This window comes from Tenacibaculum sp. IB213877, assembly GCF_034043975.1.
Lineage (GTDB): Bacteria > Bacteroidota > Bacteroidia > Flavobacteriales > Flavobacteriaceae > Polaribacter.
This window is the reverse complement of sequence record NZ_JAXCHH010000004.1, coordinates 210,179-229,187: the sequence shown is the minus strand read 5'-3', so window position 1 is coordinate 229,187 and position 19,009 is coordinate 210,179. Positions and strand designations below refer to the sequence as shown.

Sequence of the window (19,009 nt, the reverse complement as noted above, 5' to 3'; positions counted from 1 at the left end):
AAGGTAAAATCCGAAAAGCCTATACAAAAAGAGTAGGAAATTTAAATTTAAAAATTATGACTATAAGAGGATTACATAATCTTCAAATTCTTCGAGGATTAACTAATAACAGATCAATTCTTAGTTGTACTTCAGATGGGTCGAATGTTGATTTATGGAATGAAGATGATGGCAGTGGCAGACAACAGTGGGAATTTAAGCAATTAGAGAATAAACAAGGTGTATATAACATAATAATTACACAAGGAGTTACTGGTGATAATAAGTATTTAAGTAGTAATTCAGATGGTTCTAATGTAGATTTATGGCATGAAGATGATGGAAGTGGTAGACAACAATGGGAGGTTACCCTAATTAATAATTCATCAACATGTAATACTTATTTAATCCGAGTTCATGAAGGAGTTTCTGGTAATAAAAGATATTTAAGTTGTAGAGCAGATGGGACAAACGTAGATTTATGGAATGAAGATGACGGAAGTGGTAGACAAAGATGGCAGATTCAAGATATTTGGCCTACGTCTAAATAATGAAATTTGATATACATAAACCTTATAGGCAATAGAAAAAAAGTAGTATAGCTTAATTCTATTGCCTTTTTCTAATTATTATTGAAAGAATTTGATCTTATACAATAGAATAGTATCATGTATGTTTAAGTATTCCTTAATTATGAATTACTAAAATTTGATGCAAAAATAAAGTTTGTAATTTTCAGTAATGAAAATAATTAAAATTATGACCATATAAAATAATCTTATCAAAGGAGTTTGTATACTTTTTAAGTCCTTGTTATTTTTACAAAAAAGAATAGGTAATCATGAAAATCATAATATCTCCGGCAAAGTCGTTAGATTTTGAAACCAAAGCCCCAACTACGTTACATACGCAACCGCATTTTATAGAGCAGTCTAAAAAACTAAATAAGAAGCTTAAAACCTTATCAAGAAAAAAGTTATCTGAGTTAATGAGTATTTCAGATGACTTGGCAGCGTTGAATTATGACAGAAACCAAGAGTGGAATCCGCCATTTAGTTTAGACAACGCCAAACAAGCGGTGTATAGTTTTACAGGAGAGGTGTACAGAGGGTTAGATGTTACCACACTAGCTGAAGATAAATTACCCGATCTACAAGACAAACTTAGAATTTTATCTGGGTTATACGGTTTGCTACGTCCGTTAGATTTAATTCAACCTTACCGACTAGAAATGGGTACTAAATTAAAAGTAGGTAGAGCCGATAATTTATACAAGTTTTGGGGTGATGATTTGGCAAATGAGTTAAATGAAGATATGGATGATGGAGAATTATTAATAAACTTAGCCAGTGCTGAATATTTTAAAGCCTTACCTAAAAAAACATTGAAATCAACCATGATTACTCCGGTGTTTAAAGATTTTAAAAACGGACAATACAAAACCATCATGACCTTTGCTAAAAAAGCCCGCGGATTAATGGTACGTTATATTATTGATAACGATGTAGAAACATTAGAGCAATTAAAAGGTTTTGATGTAGGTGGATATGGTTTTTCCGAAGAAATGTCAACCGACACAGAATTGGTTTTTACAAGATAGATGAAGTTTAAAAGAGCAGGTAAAATAGTGTTATTCGGAGCAATTTTATCAGTTTTCTTGTGTTTTTTGGCAAATGAGATTATTGAGAAAAATGCAGCTGAAAAAGTTTTTTCAGAAATGAGTGCTGTTCCTAACAATAAAGTTGGATTGGTTTTAGGAACTTCTAAGCATTTATCTGACGGAAGAATTAATTTGTATTATAAGTACAGGGTTGAAGCAGCTATAGCATTATTTAGGGCAGGTAAAGTTGATATTATTATTGTAAGTGGAGATAATGGCTCAAAATCTTACGATGAGCCCACTGATTTCAAAAATGATTTAATCAAAGGAGGAATTCCAGAAGCAAGAATATTTTTAGACTACGCAGGTTTTAGAACATTAGATTCTGTGGTAAGAGTAAAAGAAATTTTTGGGCAAGAATCCATTACTATAATATCACAACCTTTTCATAATGAAAGAGCGATTTATTTAGCAGAACATTTCAATATACAAGCAGTAGCTTTTAATGCTAAAGATATTACAGGGAAATATGGTTTAAAGGTTAAATTACGCGAGTATTTAGCCCGCGTAAAAGTTTTTGTAGATGTATTATTTAATGTACAGCCTAAGTTTTTGGGAGATAAAATTACCATTAAATAATTAACAATCTACAATCTTTACCGAAACCGCTAAACCACCTTCAGAGGTTTCTTTATAGTTTTTATTCATATCCTTAGCGGTTTCCCACATGGTGTCAATAACCTTGTCTAATGGTACTTTTGATTCCTTCGGATTTGTATCTAGTGCCAATTCAGCAGCATTAATTGCTTTTATAGCACCCATGGCATTACGTTCAATACATGGTATTTGTACCAATCCCCCAATAGGATCACAGGTTAATCCTAAATGATGTTCCATAGCAATTTCAGCAGCTACTAAACATTGCGCAGGAGTACCGCCTAAAAGTTCGGTCAATGCAGCCGCAGCCATGGCAGAAGAAACACCAATTTCTGCTTGACAACCACCCATAGCTGCAGAAATAGTTGCGTTTTTCTTAAAAATACTGCCAATTTCGCCTGCAACTAATAAGAATTTTTTGATGTGTTCAAAATCAGCGTCATGGTTTTCAATCACCAAATAATACATCAATACCGCAGGAATTACACCTGCACTTCCGTTAGTAGGAGCAGTCACCACACGACCTAAAGATGCGTTTACTTCATTAACTGCTAAGGCAAAACAGCTTACCCATTTTAAAATTTCTCTGAATTTTACTTCGGTATTTCTAATGGCTGCAATCCATTCTTGTGGGCTATTATACGTTGCGTCTTTAATTAGTCTTTCATGAGTAGCAAATGCACGACGTTTAACGTTTAAGCCTCCAGGTAGAATACCTTCGGTATGACAACCAATATACATGCATTCTAACATGGTATCCCAAATACGATGTAGTTCAATATCAATTTCTGCAGCTGGTTTTAGCTCTAATTCGTTTTCAAAAACAATTTCAGAAATGGTTTTGTTGTGCGTTTCGCAATAAGCTTCTAGTTCTGTGGCTCTATTAATAGGAAACGGAAAGTTTTGTTTAGTAATTTCTATATCGGCATCTTTTTCAACTTCTTCTTGAATTACAAATCCGCCCCCAATAGAATAGTAAGTTTCAGTAGAGATTTCAGTTCCGAAAATATCAAATCCTCTAAAAGTTAATCCGTTAGCATGATAGGGAAGAAAATCTTTATGAAAAACAATATCTTGTGTAGTAAAATCAATTACTTTTTCAAAGTTGAAATGTAATTGTTTATTTTCATTAATTTGATTAATTATATTTTGAATTTCATTAATAGGAATGTACTCTGGGTCAGTACCACTTAAACCTAATAAAATTGCTAAATCGGTAGCATGTCCTTTTCCTGTTAATGATAAAGATCCATATAAATCTACTTTTACTGAAGTAATTGCTTCAAATATATTGGTTGATTTTAAAACTTGAATCCATTGTTGAGCTGCTCTCCAAGGTCCTAATGTATGAGAACTAGAAGGGCCTACACCTATTTTTAGCATATCAAATACGCTAATGAATTGTGCCATAAATTTAATAGTTGTTTGTAATACAAAAATAAAAAATCCCGTTTTGTAATACTCAAAACGGGATTAATTTATTTATTGAATTTGTATTACATTCCGTATACAGATTCTTTATCGAATTTTTTTACTAATAAATAGTAAACTACAGCACGATATTTATTTCTTTCAGATTTTCCAATCTTTTCTACCACTTCTTCAATAGCTTTGTCTAATTCCGGACTATCTTTTAAACCTAATTTTTTAATTAAGAAATTCTTTTTAACAGTTTCCAATTCTTTTGGATCTGATCCTGATACTGTTTCAGCATCTCTTTTGTAGATAGAAGGCCCCAAACCTTTTGTAACTGCTCTTAATAAATCAGTATTAGAACGTAAGTTTTTATCGTCCATAAACTTCTTGTACAGTTCTACTTTTTCATCAAATTTACTCATAATTATTTTTTAAAAGTTTATATTAAAATTAGTTAAATCTTGTTTAAACCTCTCAAATATATAAAATTAATCCTTCAATTCAAATATGCAGAGAAAGGAATAAAATAAAAAAGAGACAATTAAAACTAGCTATTATTGTTAATTATTTTGTTGAAAACTAAAAAATGTTTGTGTTTATAAAGGAGAATGATGTAGTAGATTTATAATGTAATTCAAATGTAATAGCCTATGTCACTATCAAAATTTGAATCAATGTTGAAAACCAACAACATTTTCTTCTTTGACGCCACTGAGTTTGAACAGATAATACAACATTACTTAAATATAGGTAAATTATCTTTAGCTAAAAAAGCTACTCAACTAGGTTTAGACCAGCATCCTGCTTCTATAGAATTAAAATTATTAAAGGTAGAGATTTATGTTTTTGAAGATAATTTAGAAAAAGCGGTAGAGTTACTTAATGAAATTGAAGCTGTAGAGCCTCATAATGATGAGGTGTACATTCAAAAGGCCAGTATTTTATCAAAGAACAGTAAACATAAAGAGGCTGTATTAATTTTAAAAGAATCACTAAAATTTGTACAAGACCCTGTAGATGTGTGGGCAATGATAGGAATGGAATATATGTACATGGATGATTATGAAAATGCCCGTTTGAATTTTGCTAAATGTATTGATGTTGATTATGAAGATTATTCTTCGCTTTACAACATTGTATACTGTTTTGAAATGCAAGAAAAGCAAGAAGAAGCTATCCGTTTTTTAAATGCATATGTAGATAAGAATCCATACAGTGAAGTTGCATGGCATCAATTAGGAAGGCAGTATTTTGAGCTAGAAATGTATAAAGAAGCTTTGACTTCTTTTGATTATGCTGTGTTAATTGATGAAGGTTTTTTAGGCGGATATATTGAAAAAGCAAAAACATTAGAAGAGTTAGGTCGGTTTGAAGAAGCCATTGAAAACTACTTAATAACCTTAGAGCTAGATGATCCTACGGCTTTTGCATATATAAGAATTGGAGAGTGTTTTAATGAATTAAATGATACAAAAGCAGCTATTAAATACTTTAAAAAAGCTGTTAATGAAGATCCTTTATTAGATAAAGGATGGGTAATATTAACAGATGCATATTTAGATCAAGAAAACCACCATAAAGCACTGTATTATATTACCAAAGCATTACAAATTGACGATTCTAACCCTATTTACTGGCGTAAGTATGCAAATATAAATGTTAAACTAAGTTTTTTTGATGAGGCTACAAAGGCTTTAGAAAGATGTATTGATTTGGGTGATGTTGATATTGACATTTATATTGCCTTAGCAGATGTTTTATTATTATTAGGAAATTATGAATACGCATTAAAAGTACTAGTTAAAGGGAAAAAAATATACCGTGAATTTGCTGAAATTGAATATCGTTTGTGTGGATTGTTCATGATTTTAAATAAACAAGATTATAGTATAATGCATTTAAAAAATGCGATAGCTATTGATTTTGAATATCATCAAGTCGTGAAGGAATTATATCCAAAGGTATTTGAAACTGAAGCTGTAAAAAAAACAATTACTAATTACCAAAAAGCTATCAAATAGCTACCTACTCCCAAATAATTTTACAGTTATTTGGGGTTTGAATTTTTATTCTACCTTGTTCGTAATCATCAAATTGATTATTACTCAATTCGAGTAATTGTAAACGTCTCAACCCGCCAATAACATCAGATATTTTATACAGATTATTACTTTTAAGTTTTAAAGCCCTTAAATTACTTAGTTCATTAAATGATGGAGGTAAAAAAGCCAGTACATTTTTTGAAGCATATAGTTTTATGAGTTGTTTAAGTTCGCCAATTTCTAAAGGTAAATCGGTTATTTTATTGTTTTGAATGTATAATTTTTCTAAAGAAGTCAACTCACAAATACCCTCAGGTAATTGTGTTAGCTCATTATAACTTATACTAAAATGTTCTAATTCTTGTAGTTTTTGTATTTGTGCAGGAAGCTCAGATATTTTATTTCTAGAAAGGTTAAGATAAGTGAGGTTTTTTAATTCAAAAAGTAAGGTGTCTATTTCAGAAATGATATTCTTTTTTAAGTTTAACTTTTGTAGATTTTTAAATTGAAATATTTCTTTTGGAATTTCACTTAAACCTTGCTCAGATAAGTTCAATTCAATAACCGTTTTTGGGTTTTGTAATGCCTCTTCTAATGAATTAAATTCACCATTTTGCGCTAAAGAAAAAATAGGGATTAAGATGAGAAGTAATGTTTTTTTCATTTTTTCAATTTAATTTTTTTGGTGTTTTCAAACCTAAACTCGTGTAAACTCAATAATTGTTCTTTAATTTTTAGTTTCCACTCATCTAATTGGGTCTTATTTCTTCCTGATTTCGTTTCATTAATAAAAAGCATTCTTTCTTTTGTGAATTCCTCAGATATCTCATTGTGAATTTTGTTAACTTCATCAAATCCTTTAGAAATTTTTTTCTTATTAATTAAAAGTCTTTTTCTAAATTTTCGGGTATAAATTTCAGATAAGTCAAATTGAAGCTGATGAAACTCAATATGCAAGTTTATATCATCGGTTTTTGAGCTGTCTATCCATGAAGAATTAGAGATGAATATGTTTTTTACTCTTTGATTTAAGTTTCTCTTTAAAAAATCGAAACCTTTAGCTTCATAAGAAATTAAAAACTGACTTCCTATTACATCGCTAGATTGATTTTCTAATTTTAATTTAAAATCTTCTGCTTTTAATTTGTTTGTTTCACTCCATAATTTTTGGTTAGAAATTAAGTCTTGACCAACTACACTATAACAAACTAATAATGCTAAAACTAAAATTTTATTCATGATGCTAAATCTTCTTCCAAATTCTTTGTAAAAAAACTACACAACCAATAGTTAACAAGGTTAAACCTATGGCTAATGCAGTTTTGCCGTAAATCCAGTTTCCTGTAGCAAATAAAAAACTATACACACCAATGGTGCCTGTTACAAAAGCCGCAATTTTTGCACCAATATTTTTAAACTTGTCTTCTCCTTCAAAAATTAAGTTATCAAATTTTTCAATAGTTTTAGTATTGGTAGGTTGAGTGAGTAGTGTAGTAATAATCCAACCCATGGTTGTAACAAATACTCCAATAATCAATTGCCAATATCCAGCAATTTCAAAAAAAGGAGTCTCCATTTTTCTGTTAATAAAGAAGAAGACTGCAATTACAAAAGAAATAGCCATAGCAGCAATTTCGCTATACGGATTAATTCTGTGCCAAAACCAACGTAAAATAAATAGTAAACCAGTACCAGCACCTATTTGTAATAGTAGGTCAAAAACATCTTTTGCCGATTGTAAGTAAAATGAAAATAAAGCAGCACATAACATCAATACCACAGTAGATATTCTACCTACTACTACTTTTTGTTTTTCAGTGGCGTTTTTATTGATAAAACGTGCGTAAAAATCATTTACTACATAAGAACTTCCCCAGTTCAATTGCGTGGAAATAGTACTCATAAATGCTGCTATTAATGAAGTTAATACAATTCCTAACAAACCAGCAGGTAAATAAGTCATCATTGCTGCGTAAGCAACATCATGTCCTTGCATTTCAGTTGTTAAACTAGGAAAAGCAGTATTCATGCTTTCTAAACTCGGAAATACAATCAAAGAAGCTAGCCCAACTAATATCCATGGCCACGGACGTAAAGCGTAGTGTGCAAAATTAAAAAATAAAGTAGCCCAGGTAGCATTTTTTTCATCTTTGGCCGCTAACATACGTTGAGCAATATAACCGCCACCACCTGGTTCAGCTCCCGGATACCAAGTGCTCCACCATTGTACTGCAAACGGAATAATGAACAAGGTAATCAAAGCCTCTGTATTAGAGAAATCAGGAAACATAGCTAATTTATCACTTACCGATGCATGAGTTAATAAATTATCTAATCCGCCAACTTCTGGTAAGTTCACGATATATACTGTTGCCCATATTGAACCGATCATTGCTATCAAAAATTGCACAAAATCTGTCAATAAAACACCTTTTAATCCGCCTAAAGAAGAATAAATTACTACGATAATTGAAGAGTATAGCAACATTTCACCTTGTGAAATCCCTAATAAGATATTTGCAATTTTAGCTCCGGCCAAACAAACACCCGCCATGGTAATTATGTTGAAGATTACCCCTAAATAAATAGCTCTGAATCCACGTAAAAAACTAGCCATTTTTCCAGAGTAGCGTAACTCATAAAACTCTAAATCAGTTGTAATACCTGATTTACGCCACAATTTTGCATAAAAAAACACGGTTAACATACCTGTTAGTAGCATTGCCCACCAAACCCAATTGCCAGAAACACCATTGTTCCTTACTAATTCGGTTACCAAACCAGGCGTGTCGGCAGCAAAAGTGGTAGCTACCATAGATACTCCTAAAAGCCACCAAGGCATATTTCTTCCAGATAAAAAGAATTCAGAACTGTTTTTTCCAGCAGATTTAGAAGCCCAAACACCAATGGCTAAAGAAAGTAAAAAAAAAGCGATAATAATTACGTAGTCAAGCGTGCTTAATGTCATATTTTAAGTTTATGTGCTAAAAGTAATTAAATATTTTAAAAGTTAATTCTTCATTAAATCGAAAACGATTTCGCATTTTTTTTAATAAAAATGATAAATATTAAGTAAATTTGATATTCGATTTTTATGGCAAAAAAGATAAAAAAAATAGCAGTAATGACCTCAGGAGGCGATTCTCCGGGGATGAATGCAGCCATTCGTTCAGTTGTTCGTACGTGTGCGTATTACCGAACAGAATGTGTAGGTATTTATAGAGGTTATCAAGGAATGATTGAAGGAGATTTTATTCCTATGACCGCAAGAAGTGTAAACAATATCATTCATAAAGGAGGAACTATTCTAAAGTCTGCTCGATCAAAAGAGTTTATGACTCCAGAAGGACGTAAGAAAGCTTATGAAAACCTAAAAGAACAAGGTATAGACGGTTTAGTGGTTATTGGAGGAGATGGATCTTTTACAGGTGGAGTGGTTTTCAACTCTGAATATAATTTTCCGGTAATTGGTATTCCCGGAACTATAGATAATGATATTTTTGGTACTTCGCATACGTTAGGGTATGATACCGCTTTAAATACCGCAATGGAAGCAATTGATAAAATTAGAGATACAGCTTCTTCTCATAACCGACTATTCTTTGTTGAGGTTATGGGGCGCGATGCAGGTTTCATAGCATTAAATGCCGGAGTAGGAGCTGGGGCTGAAGAAATTTTAATTCCTGAAGAAGATTTAGGGTTAGAAAGAATGTTAGAATCGCTTCAAAAAAGTCGTCGTTCAGGCAAATCGTCAAGCATTGTTGTAGTTGCCGAAGGAGATAAATCAGGTAAAAATGTATATCAACTAGCACAATATGTTGAAGAAAATTTACCTGAGTATGAGGTACGAGTTTCTGTACTTGGACATATGCAACGAGGAGGATCTCCAACATGTTTTGACCGTGTTTTAGCTAGTAGAATGGGAGTTAAAGCGGTTGAATTATTAATTGATGGACAATCAAACTTAATGGTAGGGTTACAAAATGATAAAATAACAACTACCGATTTAGATAATGCAATTAAAGGTCAATGTGATATAGATTTGGAATTATTACGAGTTTCTGATATCATGACCACATAAATATTAAACAAACAAAAGAAATGATTAAAATAGGAATTAACGGATTTGGAAGAATCGGGCGTTTAGCGTTCCGTTCTGCAATGGAAAGAGATAACGTGCAAGTAGTTGCAATCAATGATTTATTAGATGTAGAATACTTAGCTTATTTATTAAAATACGATTCAGTTCACGGGCGTTTTAAAGGAACGGTTGAGGTTAAAGACGGTCATTTAGTAGTAAACGGACAAACTATTCGTGTAACTGCTGATAGAAATCCTGAAAACTTAAAATGGGATGAAGCAGGAGCAGAGTATGTAATTGAGTCTACAGGATTCTTTTTAACTAAAGAAAAAGCTGAATTACACTTAAAAGGTGGTGCTAAAAAAGTAATTATTTCTGCACCTTCTAAAGATGCTAATATGTACGTAATGGGGGTAAATCATAAAGATTTATCTGCTGATGAAACTATTATTTCAAATGCATCATGTACAACAAACTGTTTAGCTCCGTTAGCAAAAGTTATTCATGAAAACTTCGGATTAGTTGAAGGATTAATGACCACTATTCACTCGGCAACATCAGGTCAAGATGCGGTTGATGGACCTAATAGTAATTGGAGAAGAGGACGATCAGTTTTAAATAATATGATTCCTACAACAACAGGGGCAGCAGTAGCAGTGACTAAAGTAATTCCTGAATTAAAAGGTAAATTAACAGGAATGGCAGTACGTGTACCAACTCCAGATGTTTCTTTAGTAGATTTAACTTTTAGAACAGAAAAAGCTACAAGCTTAAAAGCTATTTTAGCTAAGTTAAAAGAAGCTTCAGAAGCAGACATGAAAGGAATTTTAGGATATACTGAAGATGAAGTAGTTTCACAAGATTTTGTAACCGAAACAAGAACTTCTGTTGTAGATGCAGGTGCAAGTTTAGAGTTAAATGAAAATTTCTTTAAGGTGATTTCATGGTATGATAACGAGTACGGTTATGCCACAAAAATTGTAGATTTGCTGGAGCATGCAGCTTCATTATAATATAGATGAATCCCGCTGTCGCGGGATTTTTTATTTAGAAAAGAATTAATATGGAAATAGCTATTATAGCACACGATGGCAAAAAGGCAGAAATGGTTCAGTTTTTAAACGAGCACAAAAACTTTTTTCATCAAACAAACATTCATCTTATATCAACAGGTACTACTGGAGAAAAAGCAGAAAAAGCGGGTTTCAAAGTAGTTAAATTTTTATCAGGTCCTTTAGGAGGTGATGCTCAGATAGCAGGTAGGGTAGCGGAAGGAAAGTGTGATATGGTGCTGTTTTTTAGAGATCCGTTGGCGAAACATCCACATGAGCCAGATATTTTTATGTTAATGCGTTTGTGTGATGTTCATGACGTTCCGTTGGCAACTAATCCTTCTACAGCAGAACTTTTGATTAAAGCTATATAAAAAAGGGAAAACAATTTTATTGTTTTTCCTTTTTTTGCTATAAGCCATAAGCATAAAGCCTAGATCTATTTAACCGCAATCATACTTATTTCTACGTTAACAAACTTTGGTAAGTTAGCAACTTCTACCGTTTCTCTGGCAGGTGCAGTAGCATCATCAAAATAGGTAGCATATACTTCATTTATTTGAGAAAAGTTATGCATGTCAGAAATAAAAATAGACGTTTTAATAACGTTTTCAAACGTCATTTCCGCAGCTTCTAAAACAGCTTTCATATTTTCCATTACTTGCTTGGTTTCAGAAGCAATATCACCTAAAACTAACTCTCCCGTTTCCGGATTAATGGCAATTTGCCCAGAAGTATATAAAGTATTGCCACTTAAAACTGCTTGATTGTAAGGTCCGATTGGAGCCGGAGCTTTATCTGTAGTAATTATTTTTTTCATCATTTTTATTTTAGAATAGTCTTCTATCTGGTGGTTTGTTTTTATCCCATTTTAAATCGCTCAACATGGATGATTTTACACCAATAAAGAAGTTATATGAGGTTCTTGTTCCAAATGGAATCCAGTTAAAATTGAATCGCCAACTATCTAAATCTCTTGAAAAGTTTAAACGAGTGTAAGAAAAAGCACCATTTAAAATATCATAACCAGAAGCAAAACCAACTTTCCATTTTGGAGTAAGCTCAACATCACCACTAAATCCTAAGGTGTGAGATTGAATACCTACGGTACTATATCCGTTATTCGTATAGTTAGCAGAATATACAAAGCTAACATTCCAAGGAATATTGGCATGGTATAATTTTGCTACTTTTTCTTTATCTTCTTTATTACTATTTGCAGATTGATTGTGAAAACCATTAGTAGGGTTAATCTCTCGATTTAATACATCAGGAGGATTGTTTTGTGACCCATTTCCACTGTTGCTATCTTCTTTTTTGTCTTTTTTAAAATCGCTACTAGAAATGCTATAGTTAGCAGTTAAAGTAGCTTGGTTTACTCTGAAAATAGAAGGGTTGAACTTATCTATTTTAACTCCTTTTTCTGTTACTTGATACGGATCTAAATTTCCTGATAGGTTTACCGCCATTTTATCTTTAAACAAACGTGTTCCTGCAGAAAAAATAACGTTACTCCAGCGTAAACTATCTGCAGCTATGTTATAACTAGTGCTAAAATTTAAGTTATTTAGTAAAGTTATTTTTTCATCTTCTTTGTCACTATCAGGGTCTTTAGGAGCAACTTTAGCTTCTAATACATTATTTACGCTAATTCCAATAGAATTTGATAAGCCACCAGAAGGCCCTCTATAAATTCCTTCATCAAAAGGAGTATAAGTTATAATATCTCCAGGAGAAGAACTGCGTCTCACTCTTTTTTCGTAAGCTTGAGCAAAATCAGGTTTATAGTTCCAGGAAATAGAAGGACGAATGGTATGACGAATGGCTTTTAGCCTTCCTTTTTTAAAATTAAACATACCATAAATATTGGTTGACATAGAAACTCCAACATTGTATTCATTAAAGCGATTAAATCCGCTAATAGTATCATTTACAACAGCACCTAGATCACCGTTAGAGTTTAATTCGTTTATATCATATCTTTTATTAATCTTATCAAAATACCAAATATCTTTATAAGAAATATTTGGTGAGAGAGTAAAATATTTAAAAGCTTTAATATTAGTGTTTGCACTTACGTTATGTTGAACTCCTGTTTTGGCCTCTTTAAACATTTTTGAGGTGAAAAATTCATCATCTGTAGTGTTTATTCTGTATTCACCTTGCAAACTGTAATTAAGTCCTACTTTTTGTAAAGCATTCTTTTTTATACCTCCTTTTCCAGCAAAAGGATAAATTCTATCCATATTTACTTGAAGCGAAGGTAAGGTCATACTTATTGCTTCTGTGTTAGAGTTTTGACTATGAGTCATGGTCACATTCATATTAAACGGTGTGCCTACAAACTTTTTATAGTAACTAATAGAAGAATTAAATGTATTTGTAAGATATTGGTTAGCATCAATTTCATTTAAAGATTCCCTATAAAAACGACTACTTCCCATATTTACAGAGGCTGATAAGCGTGAATTTGGACTTGATTTAGTGTCTTGACTGTGAGACCATCTTATATTATAATTTGAGGTTTTTGAATAATCTGAAAATCCTCTAATACTATTGGTTAAGTTTTGATATCTAAAACTAAATCCTCCTGAGAATTTATATCTTACATAATAGTTTGAGTCAAAATTTACTCCCCAGCTTCCATTTGAATAAACATCTCCAGTAACTTGAAGATCAAAATAATCATTAATTGCAAAATAATATCCTCCATTTTGTAAGAAAAAACCTTGCTGATTGTTTTCTCCCCAAGAGGGTATAATAAAACCAGAGGTTCGTTCGCTAGTTAGTGGGAAGTAAGCAAAGGGTAAATAAACTGGAGTGGGCACATCTGCCAGAACTAAATTGCTTCCTCCAACAATAATTTTTTTACCAGGTACTAATTTAGCTTTGTTGGTAGCAATGTAATAATCAGGGTTTTTCTTTTTTGAAGTAGTGAATTTTAATTTACGCATGTAAATGGTTGAATCATTTACACGCTTTGTTTTTTCACCATACGTTATCATTTCTCCTTGTATGGTTTTCACTCCATACACCAATGCTTTTTCCGTTTTATAATTAAATAAGATAGAATCTTGCTCTGATTCCTGACTACCTTGTTTAAAAACAGGTCTTTGAATATAGCCTGTGCTATCTTTAATTCCGGTTGCGTAAACCGTATTTTTTCTATAATCAACAATAATTTTACCTGCCTTTAAATCTATATCTTGATAGGTTACGTGAGCTTGATTATATAAAGTTAAGGTTTTGTCTTTTGCGTTTTGGATAGTGTAATCTTCTGCATCATGAGTAATTATTCCTTCAATAACTTCCTTTGGTTTTTTGATAGAATCATTGGCTATAGTGTCAGCTTTTTTAGTGAGAATGCTGTCTTTTTTTATAGAAGGAATAGTATCATTTAAGTTAAAAGACACTGTTTTTTTTACGTTCTGATTGATAGGTTTTATCTTTTTACCAAGCTCTTGTGAACTACTTGATTGAAAACAAAAAAGATAAATAAATAAAAGTATGTACGATAGATTTGCTTTCAATACTATAAATACTATTTTTGTGTTTAGTAAAAGTATGGCTCAATATTTGGAGAACCAAATTCTAGAAGCCAAAATTAGTTAATTTTTATTGATGCAATTCTTAAAATTCAACAAATATAACACCAAAAGAGTAACTTTAATTTTTATACTATTTATTCCTCTTTTATTAACCTCTTCAAAAACAGCTGCTCAGAAACGATATAAAGTGGTTTTAGATGCAGGTCATGGAGGGAAAGATCCAGGTAACTTAGGAAACGGTTATCAAGAAAAAAAAATAGTGTTAAAAGTAGCCATGCTTGTTGGTAAGGAGTTAGAAAAAACCAAAGATATAGATGTGGTGTATACTCGAAAAAAAGATGTTTTTATTGAGTTACACAACCGTGCTAAAAAAGCAAATAAAGAAAAAGCAGATTTATTTGTATCTATTCATTGTGATGCTTTTCAAAGACCAGATCCACACGGAGCAGGTACATTTGTTTTAGGGCTCAGAGGAAATCAAGGAAATTTTGAAATAGCTAAACGTGAGAACGCCGTTATTTTATTAGAGGATGATTATAAGCAGAACTATGACTATGATCCAAATTCACCAGAATCTCTAATAGGGTTATCGGTTTTACAAGAAGAGAATTTAGATGAAAGTCTGTCGTTAGCAGGAATGATTCAAGGAAATTTCGTTACTATTAAACGCTATAACAGAAATGTTAAACAAGATAACTTTTTAGTGCTAAGAGAAACCGTGATGCCTAGTGTGTTAATAGAATTAGGTTTTTTAACAAATAAAGCAGAAGGAAAGTTTTTAAATTCTAAACAAGGGCAAGAAAGAATGGCATTGGCAATAGCAAAAGCTATTATAGGGTACGTTAATCAATTAAAGTTGAATACAGTTCAAGAAATTGTTGTTACAGAAAGAGGTGTTACTACTCAAACCGCTCAAAAAAACACTGCAAATACTAATGGTTCTTCAACTACAACACCTAAAGAAGAGAAAAACACACAAGCGAAGCCAGAACCTATAGTAGTTAAAAAGGAGGAACCTAAAATAGTAGTTGAGGTAAAACAACCTGAAAAGGTTGAAGAGAAAATAACAAAAGAAGAAAGTAAAAAAGAGAATCAAACAAAACCAACTTCTGTTTTGTCAGAAGAAAAAGTAGTAGTAAAAAAAGATCCTGTAAAAATTGAAAGCCCTATTCAATTTAAAGTGCAAATAGCTGCATCAAAAACTTTCTTAGCTACAGAACCATACAATTTTAAAGGGCTTCAAAATGTTGAGGTAATGCAAATAGATGAATACTATAAGTATTATTATGGTAAATCATCTAATTATGAGTCTATAAAACAAGTTTTAGAAGATGTAAAAAGTGCAGGTCATAAAGGTGCTTTTATAGTAGCTTTTGAAAATGGAGTTAAAATTCCGTTATACAAAGCCTTAAAAAAGCTGTAATTTAGATAAAATCTAATCTGTACTCCCAAAAATTATTAGTAATTTCGTTTTTGGTAAATTTTGTTTATGTCAAAGGAACTAAAAACAGGAATCATTTCAGTAATAATTATAGCCTTAGGTATTTGGGGGTATAATTTCTTAAAAGGCCAAGATTTATTCAGTCCTAATTCACGTCATTTTTATGTTGAATATAAAAACATTAATGGTTTAGATGAAGCAAGTATTGTTACCATTAATGGTTTGCAAGTTGGTAAAGTAGAGAAAATTTCCTTCAATACTGAAGGAGAGAAAAAAGGAACTTTACAAGTAAAACTATCTATTGAAAACGATTTTGAATTTTCAAAGAATAGTATTGCTAAAATCTATTCGGCAGGTTTAATGGGAGGTCAGAACTTAGCTATTGTACCAAGTTACGAAGGAGAAATAGCTGTTTCTGGAGATTATTTGCAAGGAGAAATAGAATCTGATTTGTTTTCATCAGTTGGAGAAAAATTGAATCCTATTCAAGCAAAACTAGAAAATGTTTTAGTAGGGGCAGATTCTTTATTAATTGGTTTTAATCAAGTTCTTAATGAAAAATCTCGTAAAAGCTTAAATAGGAGTATTCTAGCATTAGAGTACACGGTAAATGATGTTAGAAAAACATTAGGTTCTGTTAATTCAATCTTAGACAATAATAAAGGTAACATAGATGCAACACTCAACAATGCAAAAAAAATTACCGATGATTTTTCAAAAGTATCAGACGATTTAGCAAAAGCAAATCTTGGAGCTACGGTAAAAAAACTTGAAAGCACTTTAGAAGGAGTAAATGGAATCTTAGCAGAGGTTAAGAACGGTGACGGTACTTTAGGAAAACTCATGACCGATGAAAAAATGTATAATAACCTTACCAATGCTTCTAAAGAACTAGAAGAATTATTAAGAGAAATTAAGTTGAACCCTAAACGTTTTGTGCATTTTTCACTTTTTGGTAAAAAGGCAAAACCTTATAACGAAGAAAATAATCAACAAAACATAAGTAATCAATAATTCAAATGGAGAAATATTTACCAAACATCTTTTTTGCACTTATTTTAATTGCTGGTATCGGATATTTTGTAATGAATGTTCGCAAGCTTATCCGAAATATAAAATTAGGAAAAGACGTTGATAGAACTAATAACCAACCAGAGCGATGGAAAAATATGGCTAAAATTGCTTTAGGGCAATATAAAATGGTACGTCGTCCGTTATCAGGAATTTTACACATCATTGTGTATGTGGGTTTTATTTTAATCAACATTGAATTATTAGAAATTGTAATTGATGGTGTATTTGGTACCCATCGTGTATTTCAACCGTTATTAGGAAATGGATTATATGGTTTTTTAATAGGGTCATTTGAAATTTTAGCGGCTCTAGTACTAGTGGCAGTCACTATTTTTTGGCTACGTAGAAACATTCACAGAGTAAAACGTTTTTGGAATAAGGAAATGCTAGGGTGGCCTAAAAATGATGGAAACATTATTTTATACTTTGAAATGGTTTTGATGACTTTATTCTTAGTTATGAATGCTACAGATGCTAATTTTCAGCAAGCAGGAGCAGGAAATGTAATTTCTCAAATCATTGCTCCATGGTTTAATGAGTATTCTCCAGAAACATTACATACTATTGAAAAAACAGCTTGGTGGTTACATATTGTAGGTATTCTAATTTTCTTGAATTACTTATACTATTCAAAGCATTTACATATTTTATTAGCTTTTCCTAATACATTTTTTGCAAATCTGAAACCAAAAGGTCAGTTTAACAATTTAGAAGCCGTTACTAATGAGGTAAAGATGATGATGGATCCTGAAGCAGATCCGTATGCGATGCCAGAAGAAGGAGCCGAAGATGAAGAACCTGCTAAGTTTGGGGCTTCTGACGTTATGGATTTAAATTGGGTGCAACTAATGAATGCTTATACCTGTACAGAATGTGGACGTTGTACCTCATCATGTCCAGCTAATTTAACAGGAAAAGAATTATCTCCACGTGCTATCATGATGAAAACACGTGATCGTTTAGAAGAAGTAGGAAAAAACATTGATGCTAATAAAGGTGAGTTTAAACCTGACGGGAAGCAGTTATTAGATGATTATATTACTCGTGAAGAGTTATGGGCGTGTACAACATGTAACGCATGTGTGCAAGAATGTCCTGTAAGTATAGATCCATTATCTATTATCATGGAAATGCGTCGTTATTTAGTTATGGAAGAATCTGCAGCTCCACAAGAATTAAATATGATGATGACCAATATTGAAAATAACGGAGCACCTTGGCAGTATAGTCAAATGGATAGGTTAAATTGGAAAGACGAGTAGTTTTCAATCAACAATCACGAGCAAAAAAGTAAAAGTTTAACGTTTAAACGATAAAAAAATGAACATACCAACAATGGCAGATATGATGGCTCAAGGTAAACAACCAGAAGTGTTGTTTTGGGTAGGTGCTGCAGGTAGTTATGATGATAGAGCTAAAAAAATAACCAGAGCATTTGTAAAAATTTTACAAATGGCCAATGTAGATTTTGCAGTATTAGGAACTGAAGAAAGTTCTACAGGAGATGCAGCGAAACGAGCAGGAAATGAATTTTTATTTCAAATGCAAGCCATGACTAATATTGAAGTTTTAAATGCTTATGAAGTAAAAACCATTGTTACCTGTGATCCACATTCATTTAACACTTTTAAAAATGAATATCCTGAATTAGGAGGGAAATATGAAGTGTATCATCATACGCAATACATTAGTAAATTAATTGCAGAAGGTAGGTTAACTGTTAAAAACGAGAACTTAAACGGAAAACGTTTAACATATCATGACCCTTGTTATTTAGGTAGGGCTAATGAAGTATATGAAACTCCGCGTGATTTAATTCGTCGTTTGGGAGTGAACATGACTGAAATGAAACGCCATAAATCTACAGCGTTGTGTTGCGGAGCAGGAGGAGCACAAATGTTCAAAGAACCCGAAAAAGGAAATATGGATATTAACGTGCTACGTACAAAAGATGCTTTAGAAACGAATCCAGAAATTATAGCTACGGGATGCCCATATTGCAATACCATGATGACAGACGGTGTTAAGTTTCATTTAAAAGAAGATCAAATTGTTGTAAAAGATATTGCTGAGTTAATTGCTGAAGCAAATAATTTGTAGAGTCTAAAAAAGAATACAA

18 protein-coding genes are annotated in these 19,009 nt (G+C 32.0%); 11 read left to right on the top strand and 7 right to left on the bottom strand.

Features of this window, described 5'->3' with window-relative positions; all coding sequences use genetic code 11:
• The first annotated feature begins 56 nt into the window (after positions 1–56).
• From SLH33_RS04350 to SLH33_RS04340, 3 genes are all read left to right on the top strand, one after another.
• A complete protein-coding gene (locus tag SLH33_RS04350) occupies positions 57–530 on the top strand; it encodes a hypothetical protein (protein ID WP_320417852.1) in 474 nt (157 codons plus the stop codon).
• 290 nt (positions 531–820) lie between these two features.
• Positions 821–1,579 (top strand): peroxide stress protein YaaA, encoded by a 759-nt coding sequence (gene yaaA, locus SLH33_RS04345; protein ID WP_320417851.1) that lies wholly within the window; start codon positions 821–823, stop codon positions 1,577–1,579.
• Positions 1,580–2,218, top strand: a complete 639-nt coding sequence (locus SLH33_RS04340; RefSeq protein WP_320417850.1) for a vancomycin high temperature exclusion protein — start codon at positions 1,580–1,582, stop codon at positions 2,216–2,218.
• Here the strand turns inward: SLH33_RS04340 and SLH33_RS04335 are convergent, their stop codons facing one another.
• Positions 2,219–3,646, bottom strand: a complete 1,428-nt coding sequence (locus tag SLH33_RS04335) for an L-serine ammonia-lyase (RefSeq protein WP_320417849.1) — start codon at positions 3,644–3,646, stop codon at positions 2,219–2,221. It lies immediately after the preceding gene.
• An 86-nt stretch (positions 3,647–3,732) separates the two neighbouring features.
• On the bottom strand, positions 3,733–4,074 hold the full coding sequence (locus tag SLH33_RS04330) for a DUF2853 family protein (protein ID WP_320417848.1): 342 nt from the start codon (positions 4,072–4,074) through the stop codon (positions 3,733–3,735).
• A gap of 252 nt (positions 4,075–4,326) precedes the next feature.
• Between SLH33_RS04330 and SLH33_RS04325 the strand changes: the two genes are divergently transcribed.
• Positions 4,327–5,673: a tetratricopeptide repeat protein gene (locus SLH33_RS04325; protein WP_320417847.1), complete on the top strand. Its 1,347-nt coding sequence runs from the start codon at positions 4,327–4,329 to the stop codon at positions 5,671–5,673.
• A 4-nt stretch (positions 5,674–5,677) separates the two neighbouring features.
• On the opposite strand, the gene SLH33_RS04320 is transcribed toward SLH33_RS04325, so the two are convergent.
• From SLH33_RS04320 to SLH33_RS04310, 3 genes are read right to left on the bottom strand one after another with little or no spacing between them, the layout of a single operon-like run.
• Positions 5,678–6,358 carry a leucine-rich repeat domain-containing protein gene (locus SLH33_RS04320; protein ID WP_320417846.1) on the bottom strand — a complete coding sequence of 227 codons (681 nt, stop codon included), beginning with the start codon at positions 6,356–6,358 and terminating at the stop codon, positions 5,678–5,680.
• A complete protein-coding gene (locus SLH33_RS04315; RefSeq protein ID WP_320417845.1) occupies positions 6,355–6,933 on the bottom strand; it encodes a hypothetical protein in 579 nt (192 codons plus the stop codon). The genes SLH33_RS04320 and SLH33_RS04315 overlap by 4 nt, the downstream gene beginning before the upstream one ends.
• 4 nt (positions 6,934–6,937) lie before the next feature.
• A complete protein-coding gene (locus SLH33_RS04310) occupies positions 6,938–8,662 on the bottom strand; it encodes a sodium:solute symporter family protein (RefSeq protein ID WP_320417844.1) in 1,725 nt (574 codons plus the stop codon).
• A gap of 126 nt (positions 8,663–8,788) precedes the next feature.
• Between SLH33_RS04310 and pfkA the strand changes: the two genes are divergently transcribed.
• The 3 genes from pfkA to SLH33_RS04295 are packed head-to-tail and all read left to right on the top strand — an operon-like array spanning position 8,789 to position 11,201.
• Positions 8,789–9,775 (top strand): 6-phosphofructokinase, encoded by a 987-nt coding sequence (gene pfkA / locus SLH33_RS04305; RefSeq protein WP_320417843.1) that lies wholly within the window; start codon positions 8,789–8,791, stop codon positions 9,773–9,775.
• 20 nt (positions 9,776–9,795) lie between these two features.
• Complete coding sequence (gene gap / locus SLH33_RS04300; RefSeq protein ID WP_320417842.1) at positions 9,796–10,788, top strand: type I glyceraldehyde-3-phosphate dehydrogenase; 993 nt, start codon at positions 9,796–9,798, stop codon at positions 10,786–10,788.
• A 50-nt stretch (positions 10,789–10,838) separates the two neighbouring features.
• On the top strand, positions 10,839–11,201 hold the full coding sequence (locus SLH33_RS04295; protein ID WP_320417841.1) for a methylglyoxal synthase: 363 nt from the start codon (positions 10,839–10,841) through the stop codon (positions 11,199–11,201).
• 65 nt (positions 11,202–11,266) lie between these two features.
• On the opposite strand, the gene SLH33_RS04290 is transcribed toward SLH33_RS04295, so the two are convergent.
• Positions 11,267–11,647: a RidA family protein gene (locus SLH33_RS04290; protein WP_320418150.1), complete on the bottom strand. Its 381-nt coding sequence runs from the start codon at positions 11,645–11,647 to the stop codon at positions 11,267–11,269.
• Positions 11,648–11,657: 10 nt separating this feature from the next.
• Positions 11,658–14,240: a putative LPS assembly protein LptD gene (locus tag SLH33_RS04285; protein WP_320417840.1), complete on the bottom strand. Its 2,583-nt coding sequence runs from the start codon at positions 14,238–14,240 to the stop codon at positions 11,658–11,660.
• 208 nt (positions 14,241–14,448) lie between these two features.
• Here SLH33_RS04285 and SLH33_RS04280 point away from each other — a divergent pair, with 208 nt between their 5' ends.
• From SLH33_RS04280 to SLH33_RS04265, 4 genes are all read left to right on the top strand, one after another.
• Positions 14,449–15,798: an N-acetylmuramoyl-L-alanine amidase gene (locus SLH33_RS04280; protein ID WP_320417839.1), complete on the top strand. Its 1,350-nt coding sequence runs from the start codon at positions 14,449–14,451 to the stop codon at positions 15,796–15,798.
• A gap of 66 nt (positions 15,799–15,864) precedes the next feature.
• Positions 15,865–16,830 (top strand): MlaD family protein, encoded by a 966-nt coding sequence (locus SLH33_RS04275; RefSeq protein WP_320417838.1) that lies wholly within the window; start codon positions 15,865–15,867, stop codon positions 16,828–16,830.
• A gap of 5 nt (positions 16,831–16,835) precedes the next feature.
• Positions 16,836–18,152, top strand: coding sequence for a 4Fe-4S dicluster domain-containing protein (locus tag SLH33_RS04270; protein ID WP_320417837.1), 1,317 nt, complete (start codon positions 16,836–16,838; stop codon positions 18,150–18,152).
• A 58-nt stretch (positions 18,153–18,210) separates the two neighbouring features.
• The gene (locus SLH33_RS04265; protein WP_320417836.1) at positions 18,211–18,990 is read left to right on the top strand and encodes a (Fe-S)-binding protein; all 780 of its coding nucleotides are present in this window, start codon (positions 18,211–18,213) and stop codon (positions 18,988–18,990) included.
• Positions 18,991–19,009: the final 19 nt, after the last annotated feature.